Source organism: Paenibacillus ginsengarvi (assembly GCF_003626695.1).
In the GTDB taxonomy this organism is placed as follows: domain Bacteria; phylum Bacillota; class Bacilli; order Paenibacillales; family NBRC-103111; genus Paenibacillus_AB; species Paenibacillus_AB ginsengarvi.
Map to the genome: position 1 here is coordinate 39,709 of NZ_RBAH01000029.1, position 15,881 is coordinate 55,589.

The 15,881-nt window shown below is 55.7% G+C and carries 15 protein-coding genes; 8 read left to right on the top strand and 7 right to left on the bottom strand.

What is annotated here, in order from left to right; all coding sequences use genetic code 11:
* The first annotated feature begins 45 nt into the window (after positions 1-45).
* Together D7M11_RS29370 and D7M11_RS29375 are read left to right on the top strand one after the other, a co-directional pair.
* Positions 46-2,400: a glycoside hydrolase family 31 protein gene (locus D7M11_RS29370; protein ID WP_158606892.1), complete on the top strand. Its 2,355-nt coding sequence runs from the start codon at positions 46-48 to the stop codon at positions 2,398-2,400.
* A gap of 280 nt (positions 2,401-2,680) precedes the next feature.
* The gene (locus tag D7M11_RS29375; RefSeq protein WP_120750843.1) at positions 2,681-5,719 is read left to right on the top strand and encodes a TIM-barrel domain-containing protein; all 3,039 of its coding nucleotides are present in this window, start codon (positions 2,681-2,683) and stop codon (positions 5,717-5,719) included.
* 114 nt (positions 5,720-5,833) lie between these two features.
* On the opposite strand, the gene D7M11_RS29380 is transcribed toward D7M11_RS29375, so the two are convergent.
* The 3 genes from D7M11_RS29380 to D7M11_RS29390 all read right to left on the bottom strand — a co-directional run bounded on the left by D7M11_RS29380 (position 5,834) and on the right by D7M11_RS29390 (position 8,306).
* Complete coding sequence (locus tag D7M11_RS29380) at positions 5,834-6,841, bottom strand: Gfo/Idh/MocA family protein (RefSeq protein ID WP_120750844.1); 1,008 nt, start codon at positions 6,839-6,841, stop codon at positions 5,834-5,836.
* A gap of 250 nt (positions 6,842-7,091) precedes the next feature.
* Positions 7,092-7,805 (bottom strand): class I SAM-dependent methyltransferase, encoded by a 714-nt coding sequence (locus D7M11_RS29385; RefSeq protein WP_240041359.1) that lies wholly within the window; start codon positions 7,803-7,805, stop codon positions 7,092-7,094.
* A gap of 84 nt (positions 7,806-7,889) precedes the next feature.
* Complete coding sequence (locus tag D7M11_RS29390; protein ID WP_120750845.1) at positions 7,890-8,306, bottom strand: GNAT family N-acetyltransferase; 417 nt, start codon at positions 8,304-8,306, stop codon at positions 7,890-7,892.
* A gap of 85 nt (positions 8,307-8,391) precedes the next feature.
* Here D7M11_RS29390 and D7M11_RS29395 point away from each other — a divergent pair, with 85 nt between their 5' ends.
* Positions 8,392-8,862 carry an N-acetyltransferase gene (locus tag D7M11_RS29395; protein WP_120750846.1) on the top strand — a complete coding sequence of 157 codons (471 nt, stop codon included), beginning with the start codon at positions 8,392-8,394 and terminating at the stop codon, positions 8,860-8,862.
* Positions 8,863-8,866: 4 nt separating this feature from the next.
* Here D7M11_RS29395 and D7M11_RS37820 read toward each other — a convergent pair whose 3' ends face one another.
* The 3 genes from D7M11_RS37820 to D7M11_RS29405 form a co-directional block, all read right to left on the bottom strand.
* A complete protein-coding gene (locus tag D7M11_RS37820) occupies positions 8,867-9,001 on the bottom strand; it encodes a hypothetical protein (RefSeq protein WP_275671746.1) in 135 nt (44 codons plus the stop codon).
* Positions 9,002-9,057: 56 nt separating this feature from the next.
* The gene (locus tag D7M11_RS29400; RefSeq protein WP_120750847.1) at positions 9,058-9,984 is read right to left on the bottom strand and encodes a GNAT family N-acetyltransferase; all 927 of its coding nucleotides are present in this window, start codon (positions 9,982-9,984) and stop codon (positions 9,058-9,060) included.
* Between the two features lie 111 nt (positions 9,985-10,095).
* A complete protein-coding gene (locus D7M11_RS29405) occupies positions 10,096-10,545 on the bottom strand; it encodes an NUDIX domain-containing protein (protein ID WP_120750848.1) in 450 nt (149 codons plus the stop codon).
* A 150-nt stretch (positions 10,546-10,695) separates the two neighbouring features.
* Here D7M11_RS29405 and D7M11_RS29410 point away from each other — a divergent pair, with 150 nt between their 5' ends.
* Positions 10,696-11,223 (top strand): P-loop nucleotide/nucleoside kinase family protein, encoded by a 528-nt coding sequence (locus D7M11_RS29410; protein WP_120750849.1) that lies wholly within the window; start codon positions 10,696-10,698, stop codon positions 11,221-11,223.
* Between the two features lie 28 nt (positions 11,224-11,251).
* Positions 11,252-11,830 carry a GNAT family N-acetyltransferase gene (locus D7M11_RS29415; RefSeq protein ID WP_120750850.1) on the top strand — a complete coding sequence of 193 codons (579 nt, stop codon included), beginning with the start codon at positions 11,252-11,254 and terminating at the stop codon, positions 11,828-11,830.
* Between the two features lie 89 nt (positions 11,831-11,919).
* On the opposite strand, the gene D7M11_RS29420 is transcribed toward D7M11_RS29415, so the two are convergent.
* Positions 11,920-12,741: a helix-turn-helix domain-containing protein gene (locus tag D7M11_RS29420; protein WP_120750851.1), complete on the bottom strand. Its 822-nt coding sequence runs from the start codon at positions 12,739-12,741 to the stop codon at positions 11,920-11,922.
* 263 nt (positions 12,742-13,004) lie between these two features.
* Between D7M11_RS29420 and D7M11_RS29425 the strand changes: the two genes are divergently transcribed.
* The 3 genes from D7M11_RS29425 (at position 13,005) to D7M11_RS29435 (ending at position 15,860) form a co-directional block, all read left to right on the top strand.
* Positions 13,005-14,063 (top strand): amidohydrolase family protein, encoded by a 1,059-nt coding sequence (locus tag D7M11_RS29425; RefSeq protein ID WP_120750852.1) that lies wholly within the window; start codon positions 13,005-13,007, stop codon positions 14,061-14,063.
* 14 nt (positions 14,064-14,077) lie between these two features.
* A complete protein-coding gene (locus D7M11_RS29430) occupies positions 14,078-14,428 on the top strand; it encodes a Rieske (2Fe-2S) protein (RefSeq protein WP_120750853.1) in 351 nt (116 codons plus the stop codon).
* An 82-nt stretch (positions 14,429-14,510) separates the two neighbouring features.
* The gene (locus D7M11_RS29435) at positions 14,511-15,860 is read left to right on the top strand and encodes an ABC transporter substrate-binding protein (RefSeq protein ID WP_120750854.1); all 1,350 of its coding nucleotides are present in this window, start codon (positions 14,511-14,513) and stop codon (positions 15,858-15,860) included.
* The last annotated feature ends 21 nt before the right edge of the window (positions 15,861-15,881 follow it).

A 15,881-nucleotide genomic window follows, 5' to 3' on the forward strand; every position in this document is an offset into this window, starting at 1 on the left:
GGCCGCTCGTATAATGAGCCTATCTACCGCGAAAGGAGAACGCGAATGTCTACTACCGAACCATTCGTTTCAAATAGATCCGGGGAGGGCTTGCAGCAGACCACTTTTGTACATCGGCTGGCAAGCGGCAGCTATATGCGAATCGAAGCGATCTCCCCTCATTCGTTCCGCATTCGTATGGACGAGACCGATTCGTTTCCGGAGCCGCCTCTCGTCCGCTACGGCATCGTCGTTCATCCCGAGGCGGATTTTCCGTGCTCGGTCCGCGATGCCGGCGACCTCCTCTCCATCCATACCGGGCAAGCCGTTCTGGACGTTCATAAGGAGAGCGGACAGCTCTCGCTGCGCAAGGCGAACGGCGCCCTGCTGACCTCTCACTCCATCCCCCCTTGGTCCAGCCGGAAGGCCGGCTTCGGAACCGAATTTGCGCTGGCCGAGGACGAACAGTTTTACGGGTTAGGCGACGTGACCCGGGAGCAAATCAACCTAAGAGGCCACCGCGCCGATATGTGGGTGCAGAACGTAAAATCGTACGCCCCGATCCCGTTTCTGATGAGCAGCAAGGGTTGGGCACTGTTCATGAACACGACTTCGCGGCATGCCGTCGATATCGGCAAAACGGCGCCGGACCGGATGCGCCTCTGGGGGCGAAGCGGCCAGCTCGATTTTTATTTGTTCGCGGCGGACGGCTATGAGAACCTGCTCGACAGCTATACGGATTTGACCGGCAAACCCCAGCTCCTCCCGATGTGGGCGTACGGGCTGACGTTTGTGTGCAACCAGCAGGCCGATGCGAAGGAAATGCTGACCGACGCGCTGAACTTCCGCAGGGAGGGCATCCCGTGCGACTTGATCGGACTCGAGCCCGGCTGGATGGATAAGCACTACGATTATTCGACGAACAAAAAGTGGCATCCCGAACGGTTTTATTTGCCGTATTGGGCCGACAAGGGGCCGGGCACGTTCATCGGCGCTCTCGATCGGCTAGGCTTCAAGCTGAGCCTGTGGCTCTGCTCGGAATACGATCTGACCCATCACGAGGAGCGTCTGCTTGCAGGCGGCGAAGAAGATGTTTCCGCCTCGGAGGACGAATCGTTCGTGCCTCATGCCGACGATTACGAGCAGGACGTAAGACTGCAGCAGCCAACGTATCTGGACAAAATAACGAAGCCGGACGAGGCCTGGTTTACGCATCTGCAAAAATTCGTCGATCAAGGCGTCTCGGCGTTTAAGCTCGATGCGTCCAACCAGACGCTGGAGCATCCCGACCGGCTGTGGGGCAACGGGCTGCCGGACAACGAGATGCACAACCTGTACCCGCTCCTGCTCGGCAAGCAGATGCACCTGGGCTTCAAGGAACACACCGGACAGCGTTCGATGATCTATACGGCCGGCGGTTATGCCGGTATCCAGCAGTACGCCGCCACATGGGCGGGCGATACGGGAGGCGGGCCGAAGCCGCTCGTATCCGTGCTGAACCACGGCATGTCCGGGCATGCCAATACGAGCTGCGATATGGAAGTATTCACCTCGGCAGGCATCCACTTCGGCTTTTTGCAGCCGTGGTCGCAGGTGAACAGCTGGGCGTATTGGCGGCATCCGTGGCTGCTGAGCAAGCCGCTGCTGGAAATGTTCAAATTGTACGCGAAGCTGCGCTACAAGCTGCTGCCCTACTTGTACTCGGCGGCCCATGTCGCCGCCCGTACCGGCTTCCCGATCGCGCGGGCGATGCCGCTCGCCTTCCCGGACGATCCCCGCTCCAGCCAGCTGCTGCAGCAGTATATGCTCGGCGATTCGCTGCTCGTAGCCGCCTTTGCGGATACCGTTTATTTGCCCGAGGGCGAATGGATCGACTACTGGACGGGCGCCCATTACTTCGGCCCGCAGGAGCTGCCCACCAGCGTCCCGGCGTATGCCGGAGGTCCGCTGTTCGTCCGAGCGGGAGCGATTATCCCGGAATGGCCGGAGATGGACTTCGTCGGCGAAAAGCCGGTGGATACAATCGGCCTTAACGTATATCCTTTCGCAGGCGGCGAGTTTACGCTGTACGAGGATGATGGCATGAGCTACTCCTACCAGGACGGACAGGTGGCCGTCACAAAGATAAGCTGCCGTACCGGCGGTGGCATCACGGCCATCGAAATCGGCCTCCGTTCGGGCGAATACGCAGGTATGCCGGAACACCGCAGCTACGAGCTGTCCATCCATACCGCCGCAAAACCGAAGCAGGTAACGGTTAACCGCGTCGTATGGCAGGAAGCGACCGATCCCGGTACGACAGCCGCTTCCGGCGCTCCGGCTTCGGCGTGGACATTCGATTCGTCGGAATCGATCGTGCGTCTCCTGGCTGCTGAGGATCGCGCCAAAGCGGACGGCGTGATTGTCGAACTATCGCACTAATTCTCTTGTGAGGAAGTGGCCTCGGCCCGTCCTCTTCCTTTTCGCAATGCATCCAAGAAATACAGCTTCAAGAGCCTCCAGGTTTCGCCAAAACGGCGGAATCGGGAGGCTTTTTGGGCTGCGTCTTGACCTCGCAAGCTCGCCTCTTCGTGCCCGCAAGCGGCTCGATAGGAATTTGATTGCAGCGAATCGTAATCTCATGCGTTTGCACTAAAAATATGCTATAATATGTAAGAAAAGCTTCCTGTAACGTTTAAATCCACTGTCCGGAGGTCGGTTTATGCGCAGAAAACCAACATGTACCCAGTTCCAAACCGCTGAAGGCTCCTTTTTGCGCATCAATGCAATCGCTTCCAACATTTTTCATATTACCGTCAGTGAAACGGAGCATTTCCCTGAATCACCTCTTGTCCGCTACGATATCGTCCGCTTCCCCGCAAGCCGTCCCGACTTCAAGCTCGAGGAGGACGACGAGGCGTATACGCTCCGAACCGGCCGCGCCTCGCTGCGGGCGGCCAAACGCGACGGGCGGCTGTCGTTTCAGCATTCGCGCGGCGAACTGGCCATCGGCCACGCTCCCCTCCCCTCCTCTCCCGAGCTCTCCGATCCGTCTGGGACATTCTTCGAGGCCCGGTTCGAGCTGGATGCGGAGGAACGGATATACGGCACCGGCATCGGGTCGGATACGATCATGAAACGCGGCCAGCATATCCGTATGCGCATGATGAAGCGGGACGCATATACGCCGGTGCCGTTTTTGATGAGCAGCCGGGGCTGGGGGCTATACGCGAATACTTCGGACCCGCACGATTTCGATATCGGGCATGCTGACCCCGACCGGATCATGCTACGCGTCCCGTCCCCAACGCTAGACTATCTGCTGTTCGCCGGAAGCGGGTATGCGGAGCTGCTGAGCAGCTATACCGCCATTGCCGGAAAGCCGCGGCTGCTCCCACTATGGGCATATGGCCTCGCTTTTATCGGCAATCAGCAGGCGAACGCGCGTGAAACGATCGAGGATGCGATGAAGTTCCGGGACGCGGACATCCCCTGCGATATGATCGGCCTGGACGCGACGTGGATGGAAGTTCATTATGACCGTTCCACGAACCAGAACTGGCACCCGGAGCGGTTTTTTATCCCTCGCTGGAACCCGAAAGGGCAGCATACGTTTATCGGCACGCTGCGGGCGATGGGCTTCAAGCTCAGCCTGTGGCTCGGCTCCGATTTCGACCTGACTCGTTACGAGGAACGGCTCGCGGCCGAGCGCGTCAAGCTTTCGGACGGGGATGCGGCGAGCCCAGACACGGCCGGACAATCGAACGGGGAGCAGGAGCAGGAGGAAATCTGGTATACCCATCTGGAGAAGTTCGTCGATCAAGGCGTCAGCGCCTTCAAATTGACCGAGAACAGCGGAGCGCTGAAGGGCAAAAGCTGGAGCAACGGCATGGGCGACGAGGAGATGCACCATCTGTATCCGCTGCTTCTCGCCAAGCAAATGCATGACGGCTTCAAGCGGCAAACGGGAAAACGGCCTATGGTGTACGCAGCCGAGGGTTATGCAGGCATTCAGCAGTACGCGGCCATGTGGGCCGGCGGGCTGGCCGACGAGCCCGACGAGCCGCGATCGCTCGTCAAAATTTTAAACGCCAGCTTATGCGGCTTGTCGAATATGGCCAACGACATGGACATTCATTCCCCGGAAGGTATCCATTTCGGCTTTTTGCAGCCGTGGTCGAAGGTGAACAGTTGGGCGTATTGGCGTCACCCGTGCCTGCTCGACGTTCCGCTGCGAGAAATGTTCAAACGGTATGCGAAGCTCCGGTACCGCCTTATTCCGTATATTTATTCGTCGGCCTACACGGCATACGCAACGGGCATGCCGATCATCCGGGCAATGCCGCTGATGTACCCGCGCCAGACGGAGATGGCGGAGATGACGACGCAGTATATGTTCGGAGACAGTTTGCTGGTGGGCGCATTTACCGAACAGATCGAATTGCCCGAAGGCGAATGGATCGATTACTGGACGGGCAGACGCTACCGGGGACCGGCGAAGCTGGAGTATCACGCCCCCGAGCAGGCCGGCGGGCCGCTATTCGTCCGCGCCGGGGCGATCCTCCCGATGTGGCCGGAGATGAATCATGTCGGACAGAAGCCGGTCGACACGATCAGCTTGCACATTTATCCGCACAAGGACAGCGAGTTTACGCTGTATGAGGATGACGGCGTCACTTGCAAATACGAGGAGGGGGCGTTTTCCCTCACTACGGTGCTTTGCGAATCGTCCGAACACCGCACCTTGGTGCATATCGGGGCGAGAAACGGACAGTACGACGGCATGTCGGCCGAACGCAGCTATGACGTGTTCGTCCATCTGCAAACGAAGCCTTCGCTTGTGACGGTGGACGGGAGCGAATACCAGGAAACGACTCGGGCGAAAAAGTCGCAGCTTCAGGCGGGCTGGTCGTTCGACAGGACAACCGGCGTCCTTCACCTCCATGTAGAGGAGCGGAAAAACCGGTCGGGTTCCGTACGGATCGAGCTGCTGCACGGCGGCGAGGCGGCTCGCAAAAGCTGGACGACATCCAAGCGGCCCGCGGCAGCAGGTGGAACAGCGGCGGTCAGGCAAGCTGAGGCGTACGCCGCGCCGGCAGCAGACCGTCGCGACTTCCGGGCTCCGTCGCCGTCGCAGTTCGAGAAGCATCTGGAGATGGGCCTCGAGACGGGCAACAAAGGGAAGCTGCGCTCTGCCCTGGAACGGCTTATGGCGGAGGAGACCAAAGAACGGACTTCGGGAGAAGACCGCGAACAGCTCCTCTACGTCAGCGGCTTGCTCGCCGGGTTTATCGAACGGAAACAGTGGCCGATGAAGCAAGTCGTCGGGGATTTGTACGAACGCTTCTTGAGCTTGCAGACGGAGGCTGGGGACGAAACGAGCGGCCAGGTGCTGCTTCAGGTGGCGGAGCGAATCGCGGACTATTCGCAAACGTCGCGGACATCCGCCCTGCACCCGCTAGTCCAGCAGCTTCAGGAAATGGTCGAACAGGAGATGGACCAGCAATTTTTCACGCTGAACGTGGCCGCGCAGCGGCTGCATGTGAACGCCTCCCACTTGAGCCGCCTATTCAAACAGGAAACGGGCAAGTCGTTCTCCGACTACATGATGGAACAAAAAATGATATATGCCAAACGGCTAATGCAGAACGGGAGCAAAGTCGCCGATGCCGGTTTGGCAGCAGGCTTCAAGGATACCGGGTACTTTATCCGCGTTTTCCGCAACTATTGGGGGATTACGCCGGGAGAGCTGAAGCTCTAGGCAAGCGGCGGCCGGACGATTGCGATATAGGCAAAAATATGCCCCTTTAACGAAAACGATGGGTCCGGCAGCGATGCTCGGATACCCATCGTTTTGTTGTCCGCTCATGCGCGGTTAAGAGTGGAACGCGTTGAATACAGAAGCGTTCTCGTCGGCCAGCACCGTCGCCCGGATCGTCTCGGCAATATCCCGGTGCGTCAGCACACTCGGTTTATTCTCGATGCGGCGGATAAAGTCCTGCGTCAAGTTGGTCTCCGGCTTCGTCAGTTCCATTTTCGCAAACGGCTCGTCGTGCGTAATCTGGAAATACAGCTCCTCCTGACCGACAGAAGGGTCCCCGTTCAGCCGAAGCTCGGCGCAGCCTTCCGTGCCGACGATGAAAATGCGGCAATCGCCCCACGTCCAGCTTTTGGTCGGCGTATGCCAATCCGTATACAGCTGGGCCATCGTTCCTCCGCTCATCGATACTTGAGCGGCTGCCGTATCGTAGAAGTCCGGATACTCGGGAAGGATGTGCTTCGCCACCTGACTGTGCACCGAAGCGACCTCCTGACCGGTCAAAAAGCGCAGCAGGTCGAAGTCGTGAATGAACAGATCGATCACGAGGCCTCCGCTCTCCCGCTTGGAGAAATGCCAGGCGTGCCGGGAAGCCGGGGACAGCCGGTGAGGCTTCCGCGTCGAGATGCTGACGATCCGCCCGAGCTTCCCCGCGTCGATCGCCTGCTTCAGCGTATGAATCGACGCTCGGAACCGCTCGGTCAGCATAACGCCAACCTGAATGCTCCCCCGGTTCAAAACCGCCTCCAGCCGCTCGAGCTGCTCCCGGTTCGTTGCGACCGGCTTATCCAGCATGACATGTTTGCCGTGGCGCTCGCACCATTCGATGACATCGATTTTCCGGTTGTTGACCGCAGACGAGCCAATTACATTCACAGAGCTATCCAGAAAGGCGTCCGGACTGTCTACAAGCATAATGCCGTGGCGCTGTGCCAAACTCTGCGCCAAGCTTGGCGATTCCGGCTCGTAAATGCCCGCGCATGTAGCCCCGAGCGCAAGCATTTGATCGACAAAAGATGCGATATGGGCGTGCTGGCAGCCGTAAATTCCAAATCGGTACGACATCGTTGGATCCCCCTTAGGTCGGATACGGATTGCATTCGTCAATCGCTTCCAAGTTCTATGATCACTATAGCAATCGGTTTCTGAGCCGACAAGCCAAAACTTGCAAAATATATGCCATATTCCGCACCAGCCGCTACACGACGATAATCGTGCAGCTTCTACTATACTGTCAATGTTTATAGCTGTTTTTCCATCAAAAAAGCGGTCGGGATAACACTATATCCGGAGGTAACCGCTCATCGCCCCATCCTTATCTTTTTTGCGCCGCCCAAGTTACAACCTCGCTTTTCAGAATAACCGGCTTGCCGTCCCTGTTTATTTCCACAGCGAACGGCTTCACCTTCCGCAGCAGTACGTTCCAGCCCTCATACAGAGTCGAGAGCGCCTGCAACAGCTCCTCCGTATCGAACACAAGCTCAAACATCGGATCGAGCTCCTCGCCCGTTTCCTTTACGATTTCTTTGACGTTCGAGTTCAAGAGCAGGCAATGTACGCCACTCGACCTTGTCCCCTCTATCATCCTGCGAATCGTCCGTTCGAACACCATTTTGCTATCCAGATGCTCCAAGGTGGAGATGGAGAACACAAAGTCGTACTCATTAGGCGCTATTGGGAAATCCGCAACGTTCGCGGCGACCAAGTCCAGATGGTCAGGAACACCGTATTCGCGACCGTATTTGTCCAGATGGCGGATCGCCGACTCGAGCAAATCGACGCATACGATCTTTCCCTTCGTACCCGCCAGCTTGCGCGCCAGCGGAATGCTGTTCCTTCCGACACCGCAGCCGAGGTCCAGCAGCCGCAGATCGTCCCGCCGCTCCAGCAGCTCGAATACATCCAGCACGGCTTTGACGGGCTTATGCAGCCAAGACCCTTCTTGAAAAAGCGTATGGTTTTCATAGCAGTTGTCGTGATACAACTTTTCGCTTTCCCGGATGCGGTCGATCCGGTTTTGTGACAACATAGAGTCCCTCCGTTCAGCGCTTCTACAACGCTTTTGCGCTGAAATGTCCCGGTCTTTTCCCGCTGCGGGAACGAGGCGGAGCCTTCAGCCGCATCCTATCGTTTTCACCATCAGAATCTCGAGCGGCTCCTGTTCGAGCAGCAAACAGCCGGCATCCCGGTACCCCAATTTTCTGTAAAAATGCTGGGCAGCCTCATTCGCCATAGTCGAAGTCATCACCCGATTGCAGCCTTTCCGCCTCATTTCCTCTTCCCAGAACAGTACAGCCTGCTTTCCCGTTCCTTGCCCCCGGTACGGCTCATCGATCCAGATCATATTCAGAAAAGGCGTGTTATCCCAAAAATAACCGTACCGCATCCAGCCGATGCGCTGCTCCTCTTCACTCAGAAAGATATAAATTTCGTTTCCTCTGATTTTCGGCAGTATTAAGCTTTCCAGAATATGAGCGTCCCGATCGTGTATGTACCCGTAATCCGAATCTTCTGCGGCAGCAATTCTCATAGCGCTCCTCCTTAAAATTTGTTGTATTTTTATACAAATGGTTGTACATTAATTAAAATTCTATCTTAGGGAGGCGATACGCATCATGTACCCTATTAGAAAAGCGACTATGGACGACACCCCGGACATGTTTAAGCTCATTAACGATTATGCCGAAGAAGGGAAACTGCTGCATCGGACGCTTGGCTCGATCTATGAACATCTCCAATGCTTTTATGTGGCGGAATACAACGGTGCAGTGATCGGTACCGTAAGTCTGCACATCTTGGACAAAGATCTGGCGGAGGTAAGATCGCTTACCGTCTCATCCGAGTTTTTTGGAAAAGGAATCGGGAAGCGTCTCGTTCAAACCGCCATTCGCGAGACGAAAGCTTTAGGGATTCAAACCTTATTGTCCTTAACTTATCAGGTTGATTTTTTCGAAAAATGCGGATTTCGTCTTGTAGATAAAAAGCAATTGCCGATGGCCAAAGTGTGGAAAGACTGCATGCACTGCTCCAAATTTTCTAACTGCGATGAACATGCCATGATCCTCGGCGCCCTGTCATCCTCTTGATTCGCTACGACTTCCAAGATTCCTTCATCCAGCCGCCGATCGGCTGAAGCACATAAGTGCAAATTTCGTGAAGCTGCTCCCCTGAACCGGGATCTGGCAGGAAATCTTCAATCAGCGTCGCCATAGCTGCATCAAACATTCAGATTTGCTCCAGCTCGTATTCGTTTTGACGGCCCACCGCCACAAGCAAAGACTCTAGTCCACCTGGGAGCACGATTTACACCAGACAAACATGTTGCCTAGCTCCCGAAAACCTACTCTCGTATAAACGCGCATCGCGTCGTCCGGTTCGCGATCGAGCGTCCACAGCCCGCCATGATTGATATACAACTGAGTGACTCCCCGTTCCTTCAACCGGTGCATCGCTTCGTACAGCAGGTTAGTGGCGAGTCCTCGTCTTCTGTGTGTCTTTGCCGTGCCGAACGGCTCGATAATGGCAATACGGTTCGCGGTATCGTGCCATACGTTGGCGAAGCCGACAACCTGTTCCGCTTCGTCGACGACGACCAAATCCAGCTCCTGATGGTACGTCAAGCCGGACATAAGGCGATTGTATATATCCAACGTCGGTTTAGTGAGTCCTGCGGAACCTGCCATTATAGCCACTTTTTGCGGTAAATCGCCGGGCTGGATAGGCCGTACGGAGTAGCCTGCCGGAAAATTCGGCTCTGGAATCGCTTGCTCCAGATTGATCACGCCCGAGTACATATACCAGGTGTGCGGCGTATAACCTCTGTCCCGCAAAATGGGAGCGCGTATCCGATCCTCGAGATAGGCCCACACGTACACCTCTTGCCCGCTTCGATCTTCCAGCGAAGGACCGCAGTACCGCTTTTCCGCCCAAGCGAAAATTTCATTCTCGAGATGGGCGTATTCGGGGCCGGTAAAAACGTACAAGATCCGGTAATGCCCCGGCCAAATCGCCCCGATCGTCGTACCGTCCTCCAGCTCGCAGACTGTCACCTGGTTACGAAACGCATCGCCGCCAAATGCGCGATTGTAATCCCAGTCGCCCAGACTCGGATAAAACCGGCGCTCCGGGTCCGCGAACTTTTGCCTGATGAGTTCTCGAAGTACGGTGTAATCGTTTTCTTCAACATATGGCCGGAACCTTACCCCCATCTCGCTTCACCTCCATAAGTTCCTTCGTTGTTAACAAAACTCGAACGTAGAGCCGGCCGCACAATAGGCCGAATGCCAACTGCTCCAAAGTAAACAAGTTCGGCTGCACTGTCAGCCCTCTCCGGACATATTGCTCACCCACAGCGGCCTGCCTTCTCTTAATGCCTCCGGAATCATTTCTTGAACCAGGTACGGCAGAACGTCATGCTCTTTCAGCTTCTCGGCCGTAGGCTGGGTCCAGTAAAATTCCAGATGCGACTCCTGCGATTTTGGATTCGTTCCGCCCCTCAATTCCTCGCATCGAACTTCGAACACATGATTGATCTCGTGATATTGTTTATGCTCAAGGCCAAACTCGACAACACCGAGGAAACGGACGACTTCCACGGCAGTGACGCCCAACTCCTCTCGCAGTTCCCTTTTGAGAGCCGTTACGGCTCCTTCCCCATGCTCGACGCCCCCTCCCGGCAAAAAGGAATGCGCTCCTTTCATCCTGGCGATCAAAATTTGGCCGTCACTTACTACAACCGCTCTGGCAATATGGCGAAATTGAATGCTCATTCCGGTGCTCCTCCAGCAATCCATTATTTCATCTATACTACCACGACTTTCTTCGCGCGAACGTGTAAACCTTTTATATAATTACTTTATACATTCACACGTCCGCATCCATTTCGTACAATTAATATGCTGAGAGATGAGGGATTTCAAGTGTTCTTTCTGCAAATGTCTGGCTATCCCGGCTCGGGAAAGTCTACGCTGGCTAAAGCGATAGCCGCACGAACGGGAGCGGTTATTGTCGACCATGATGTGGTGAAATCGGCGCTGCTGGGAGCGATGGCATCCCGCGTCCCGGATGACGCGGGCGGCATCTCGTACGAGATCGACTGGGCGCTCGTAGAGTTCCAGCTCTCTTTAGGCAGAAGCGTCATTATGGACAGCCCCTGCTTATATTCGATCCAACTGGAAAAAGGAACGGCGCTCGCCGAGCGGTATCGGGTACGGTACAAATATGTAGAGTGCTTTCTTGGGGATAACCAGATCCGGGACCACAGATTGAAGACGCGCGAGCGAAAAATCAGCCAGGTGGGCGAACTGCCCGCAGAGCTGAAAAACACGATCCTCACCCCCGAACAGAGCAAAAGCATAAGACCCTCCGAAGCCCGTTATGTCATCGTCGATACGGAACAAGCTCTGGAAAGCTACATAGAAGAAGTCGAAGCTTATCTAAAAGAATAACCGCTTTACGCTTGGAGGTGGACCATAAATGAACATTACGCTGAAATACGAAAAGCCGGACGTACTGCCCAGCTACGGAGACATCACCATCGCCTTCGTAGCAACTAGCGAATACCACATTGAGCCGCTGGAACAAGGTCTCGGCGGTCTCCTCTTGCGCGAGGTCCCGATCGAGCGTCCGTATACGGTCGATTACGATGCGGAAAAAGGACGCGGCCCGGAGCGCTGGCTGAATAGATGGGATTTACGCAACTGGTGCGTCGTCTCCGCTTACAACGAGCAAGAGGAGCGCATCGGTGGCGCGGTGCTGGCCTATGACACGCCAGGGGTACATTTTCTGGAGGACAGGACGGACATCGCCGGTCTATGGGATTTGCGGGTTAAACCGATCTTTCGCGGACAAGGAGTAGGCAAGGCCATTATGGAGAAAGCCGTGGAATGGGCCCGATCCAAAGAATGCAAGCAATTGAAAATAGAAACGCAAAGCAACAATGTAGCGGCGTGCCGCTTCTATGCGCAGCAAGGAGCCCATCTGGGAACGATCGAACGGTATGCGTATGAAGACAAGCCTCATCTTGCCAGACTGAACTGGTACATCGATTTGTGATCAATAAATAGGTATCGATAGCTCCCGATCGCATATGCGCTGCCAGCTCCCTGCGGCCTTACGCCGAAGGGAGCTTTTCTATTGCGCCGTTATTTGGCTGCCGCCGTGCGGATCGCCGGATGAGGAATGAAGGAAAGCGGAGCCCCTTTCTGCACAGCCGTGGGGGCGACGCCCGTAAACTTTTTGAATACGCGATGAAAGTACGATTGCTCGCAATAGCCCAGATGATCGGAAATTTCTGCAATCGTCATCAGGTTGCTCTTCAGCAACTCGCATGCCACCGCTACTTTCACCTGATGAATATATTCGATAGGCGTTTGCCCGAGCACTTCCTTGAAGATGCGGGTGACATGGTTCGGCGAGCGGTCGATGTGATGCGCCAGATCGGACAGCTGGATCGGCTTGTTATGATTGTGGACGATGTAATTTTGCAGCTTGTGGATCAAATCCTTCTTGACCGCCGAACTGGTCTTCGACAACGCGTCGTTAATCAGTCTTCCGATCAGCTCGAGCACGATTCCTTGGCAGATGAGCCGTCCGCCCGGCGTCTGCTCGAACCATTGCAGCAGCAGCATGGCGAAGCGCTGGCGGAAGTAATTCGCATTATGCGCGCTCCACTTGTTCGCTCCCCGCTCCTGCAGCAGACGGATCGCCTCCTCCTCATCGTCCGAGGTCGTGAAGTGGGCGGAATACTTCTGATGCGGACCTTTGCTGTCGTTGTGACAGGAGCGGACGGTGCCGGACGGGATGAACAGGATGTCCCCCGGATTCAGCTCGATCCGCTCTCCCCCTATATAATAAATAACCGTTCCTCCCGTCACGAAAATGAAAATATGGTGCGGCACCCGGTCCTCGCGAATTTGCCATTTCTCGATACGGTCGTCGTACAAGACGGACTTTAGATGAATCATAAGCGGCGCTGCCTCCCCTACTTACGATGCTAAGACGGATTTCCGAAATTAAAACGACGGCCACTTTCGGAAAGGTCCTGCCTTCATTGTACATGCCCAGCCGACAGCTTGTCGCGAAAACGGTTGAATCGTTCAAAAAGAATCGTTAACGTTCATGGATATGGGTTCGGCACCGTGATACATTGAGGGTAAGCGCTGTGCGAGCTTTTCCGGGCTAGCGTTTCGCCCGCGCTTCACGCCAGAGAAAGAAAGGGGACAAGAGATTGAGTGAAAAATTGAAAGTGATCGATAGCGACGTGCACCATTCGCTGCGAAGCGACAGAGACCTGCTGCCGTACTTGGCGGACACGTGGAAAGACCGGGTCGCCCGCGCCGGACTCGGGCTCCTGTACTCCGGCTACTATTCGCCGGTCGGCGTCGGCAGACAGGATGCGCAACCTCCAGGCGGAGGGCCAGCCGGGTCCGACCCGGATTTTGTCGTGAAGCAGCTCCTCGAGCCGTACAACATGGAGCATGCGATATTAACCGGCAATCTGTTCAGCGTATCGGTCGGTCACGATCCGGATTTCGCCGCCGCCATAGCGAGCGCCTTTAACGATTACACGATCGAGCACTGGCTGGACAAAGACCCGCGATTCAAAGGCTCGCTGCTCGTGGCGCTTCAGGACCCCTACCTCGCCGCCAAAGAAATCGACCGGCTCGGCTCCCATCCGGGCATCGTGCAGGTCGTCAGCAGCAGCGCCTCGCGCATGCCGCTCGGCCAGCGGTTTTATCATCCGATCTATGAAGCGGCAGAGCGAAACGGGCTGCCCGTCGCCATCCACCCCGGAGCGGAAGGCGCCGGACAGGCGAATCCGCCGACGGCCGTCGGCTACCCGACCTGGTATATCGAATGGCACACCTGCCTGTCCACCACCTTTATGGCGCAGCTGACGAGTCTGATCTGCGAGGGCGTGTTCGAGAAATATCCGCGCCTGAAGGTTGTTCTGATCGAAGGCGGCGTCTCGTGGCTGCCGCATCTGATGTGGAGGCTCGATAAAAACTATACGGCGCTTCGCTCCCAGGTGCCGTGGCTGAAAAAGCTGCCGAGCGACTATATTCGCGAACACATCTATTTGACGACGCAGCCGATCGAGGAGCCGAGCCAGTTCATCCATTTGAAGCAAATTTTCGAGATGTTCGACGCGGAGCATATGCTGCTGTATTCGAGCGATTATCCGCATTGGGATTTCGATTCGCCGGATCATATCCTGAAATGGCTAAAGCCGGAGCAGCGAAGACGCATTTTTTACGAGAACGCCAAGCAGCTATACGGGCTGTAGAAAGGAGCAACGCCATGACGGTATACGCGCTGGGCTCAGCCGACCAGATTCCCGACGGGCAGCATCGCGTGTTCGAGGTCGGCGGCCGTTCTATCGTCGTTTATCATAGACGCGGCGAATATTTCGCCTACTTCAACTACTGCCCGCATCAAGGAGCCGAAATTTGCAAGGGCCGGGTATGCGGCACGACGCTACCTTCGGACGTTTACGCGTACGATTTTGGCAGAGAGGGCGAGATTGTGCGCTGTCCGTGGCATGGCTGGGAGTTTGACATCAAGACCGGCAAATCGCTCGTAAAGCCGAACATGAGACTGCTCCGCTATGAGGTTATCTTGGAGGACGGCAAGCTGGGCATCAAGATGTAAGCGGAAAAAAGTTCCGCTGAAGACATACGACCACCATTGTAAACGCTTCCAATATTGGTGAATCGAGAGGAGCGAACAGGCAATGAAAACAAAACGATTCCACATGGCTTCAGTCGTATCTTTGCTGCTTCTGGCGGCTTGCGGCAAATCGGACGGAGGCGGTGCGAATCCGCCCTCCTCGGAGCCGTCGGCACCGGCTCCGGCAGCTCCGGCCGAAATCGTGTTTTATGGAGGCTCGGCCCAGCCGCAAGATTTTTTCGACAGGCAGTACGGCGAGCTGCTGTACAAAAAATTTCCTCAGCATACGTTCAAATATATACAGATGCCCGCCTCGATGAGCATTCAGGAAGCGACGACCAAGCTGCTTACGGAAGGCCAGCGGATCGATATTTTCTACAACAATATCGGCATTTTCGAGAATACGCTGTTTTCACTCGGGCTGCAATACGACATGACCGACTTGATGAAGAAGCATAACGTTGACCTGAGCCGCCTCGAGCAGGAATCGATCAAAGCGATGAAGCAATTTTCCGCGGGCAAGACGTACGGCATTCCGGTCAGCGATATGAAGTTCATCCTGTTCTACAACAAAGATATTTTCGACAAGTTCGGTGTCGCCTACCCGAAAGACGGCATGACCTGGGACGAAGCGATCGCGCTCGGCAAAAAATTGACCCGGATCGAAGACGGCAAGCAGTATGTCGGTCTAAGCACATCCCCGAGCCAATTCATTGCGCAAAACCAGCTGTCGGTTCCGATGGTCGACAACGCCAAGGATATGCCGACAATTAATACGAACCCCGCTTGGCGCAGACTGTTCGACGCGCTGTTCGTGCAGCCACTACAGGACACGGGCGTCCGCAACAAACTGCTGGAGCTGAAGAGCATTCCTGGCAACGACGCCTTCGTCACCAAGCAGGATTTGGCGATGTACGCCTACAATATTGCGATCTACATCAGCCCGAGTCTCATTCCCGCCATGCAAAAATTCAATTGGGATATGGTGACGATCCCCGTCTTTCCCGATGCCCCTGGTGTCGGCACGCAAACAACTCCGTTTTACTTCGGACTGACCAATATGACGAAGGATAAAGACGCGGCGACGGAAGTTCTGAAGTTTATGATTTCGGACGAATACCAAAGCTGGGTCGCGCGGCGCGGCTTCATTCCGACTTTGACGACGGACGAAACGAAGAAGGAGTACGGGAAGGAAACGGCGTTTCCGGACAAACATTACGAGGCGCTGTTCAAGTACAAAAACGCCGCCATCCCTCCTTTCGCGGACTATACGTTCGCGGTGAACAGCGTGTATGCCGGCACCGCCCTGAGCGTGGCGAACGGAACGCAAGATATGAATACGGCGTTCCGGGAAGCGGAGGAGCTGGCGCTGAAACGGATCGAGGAAGCGAAGCGCAACCGGACGACGAAATGATCCTTTTGCAGTGCGGAGCAA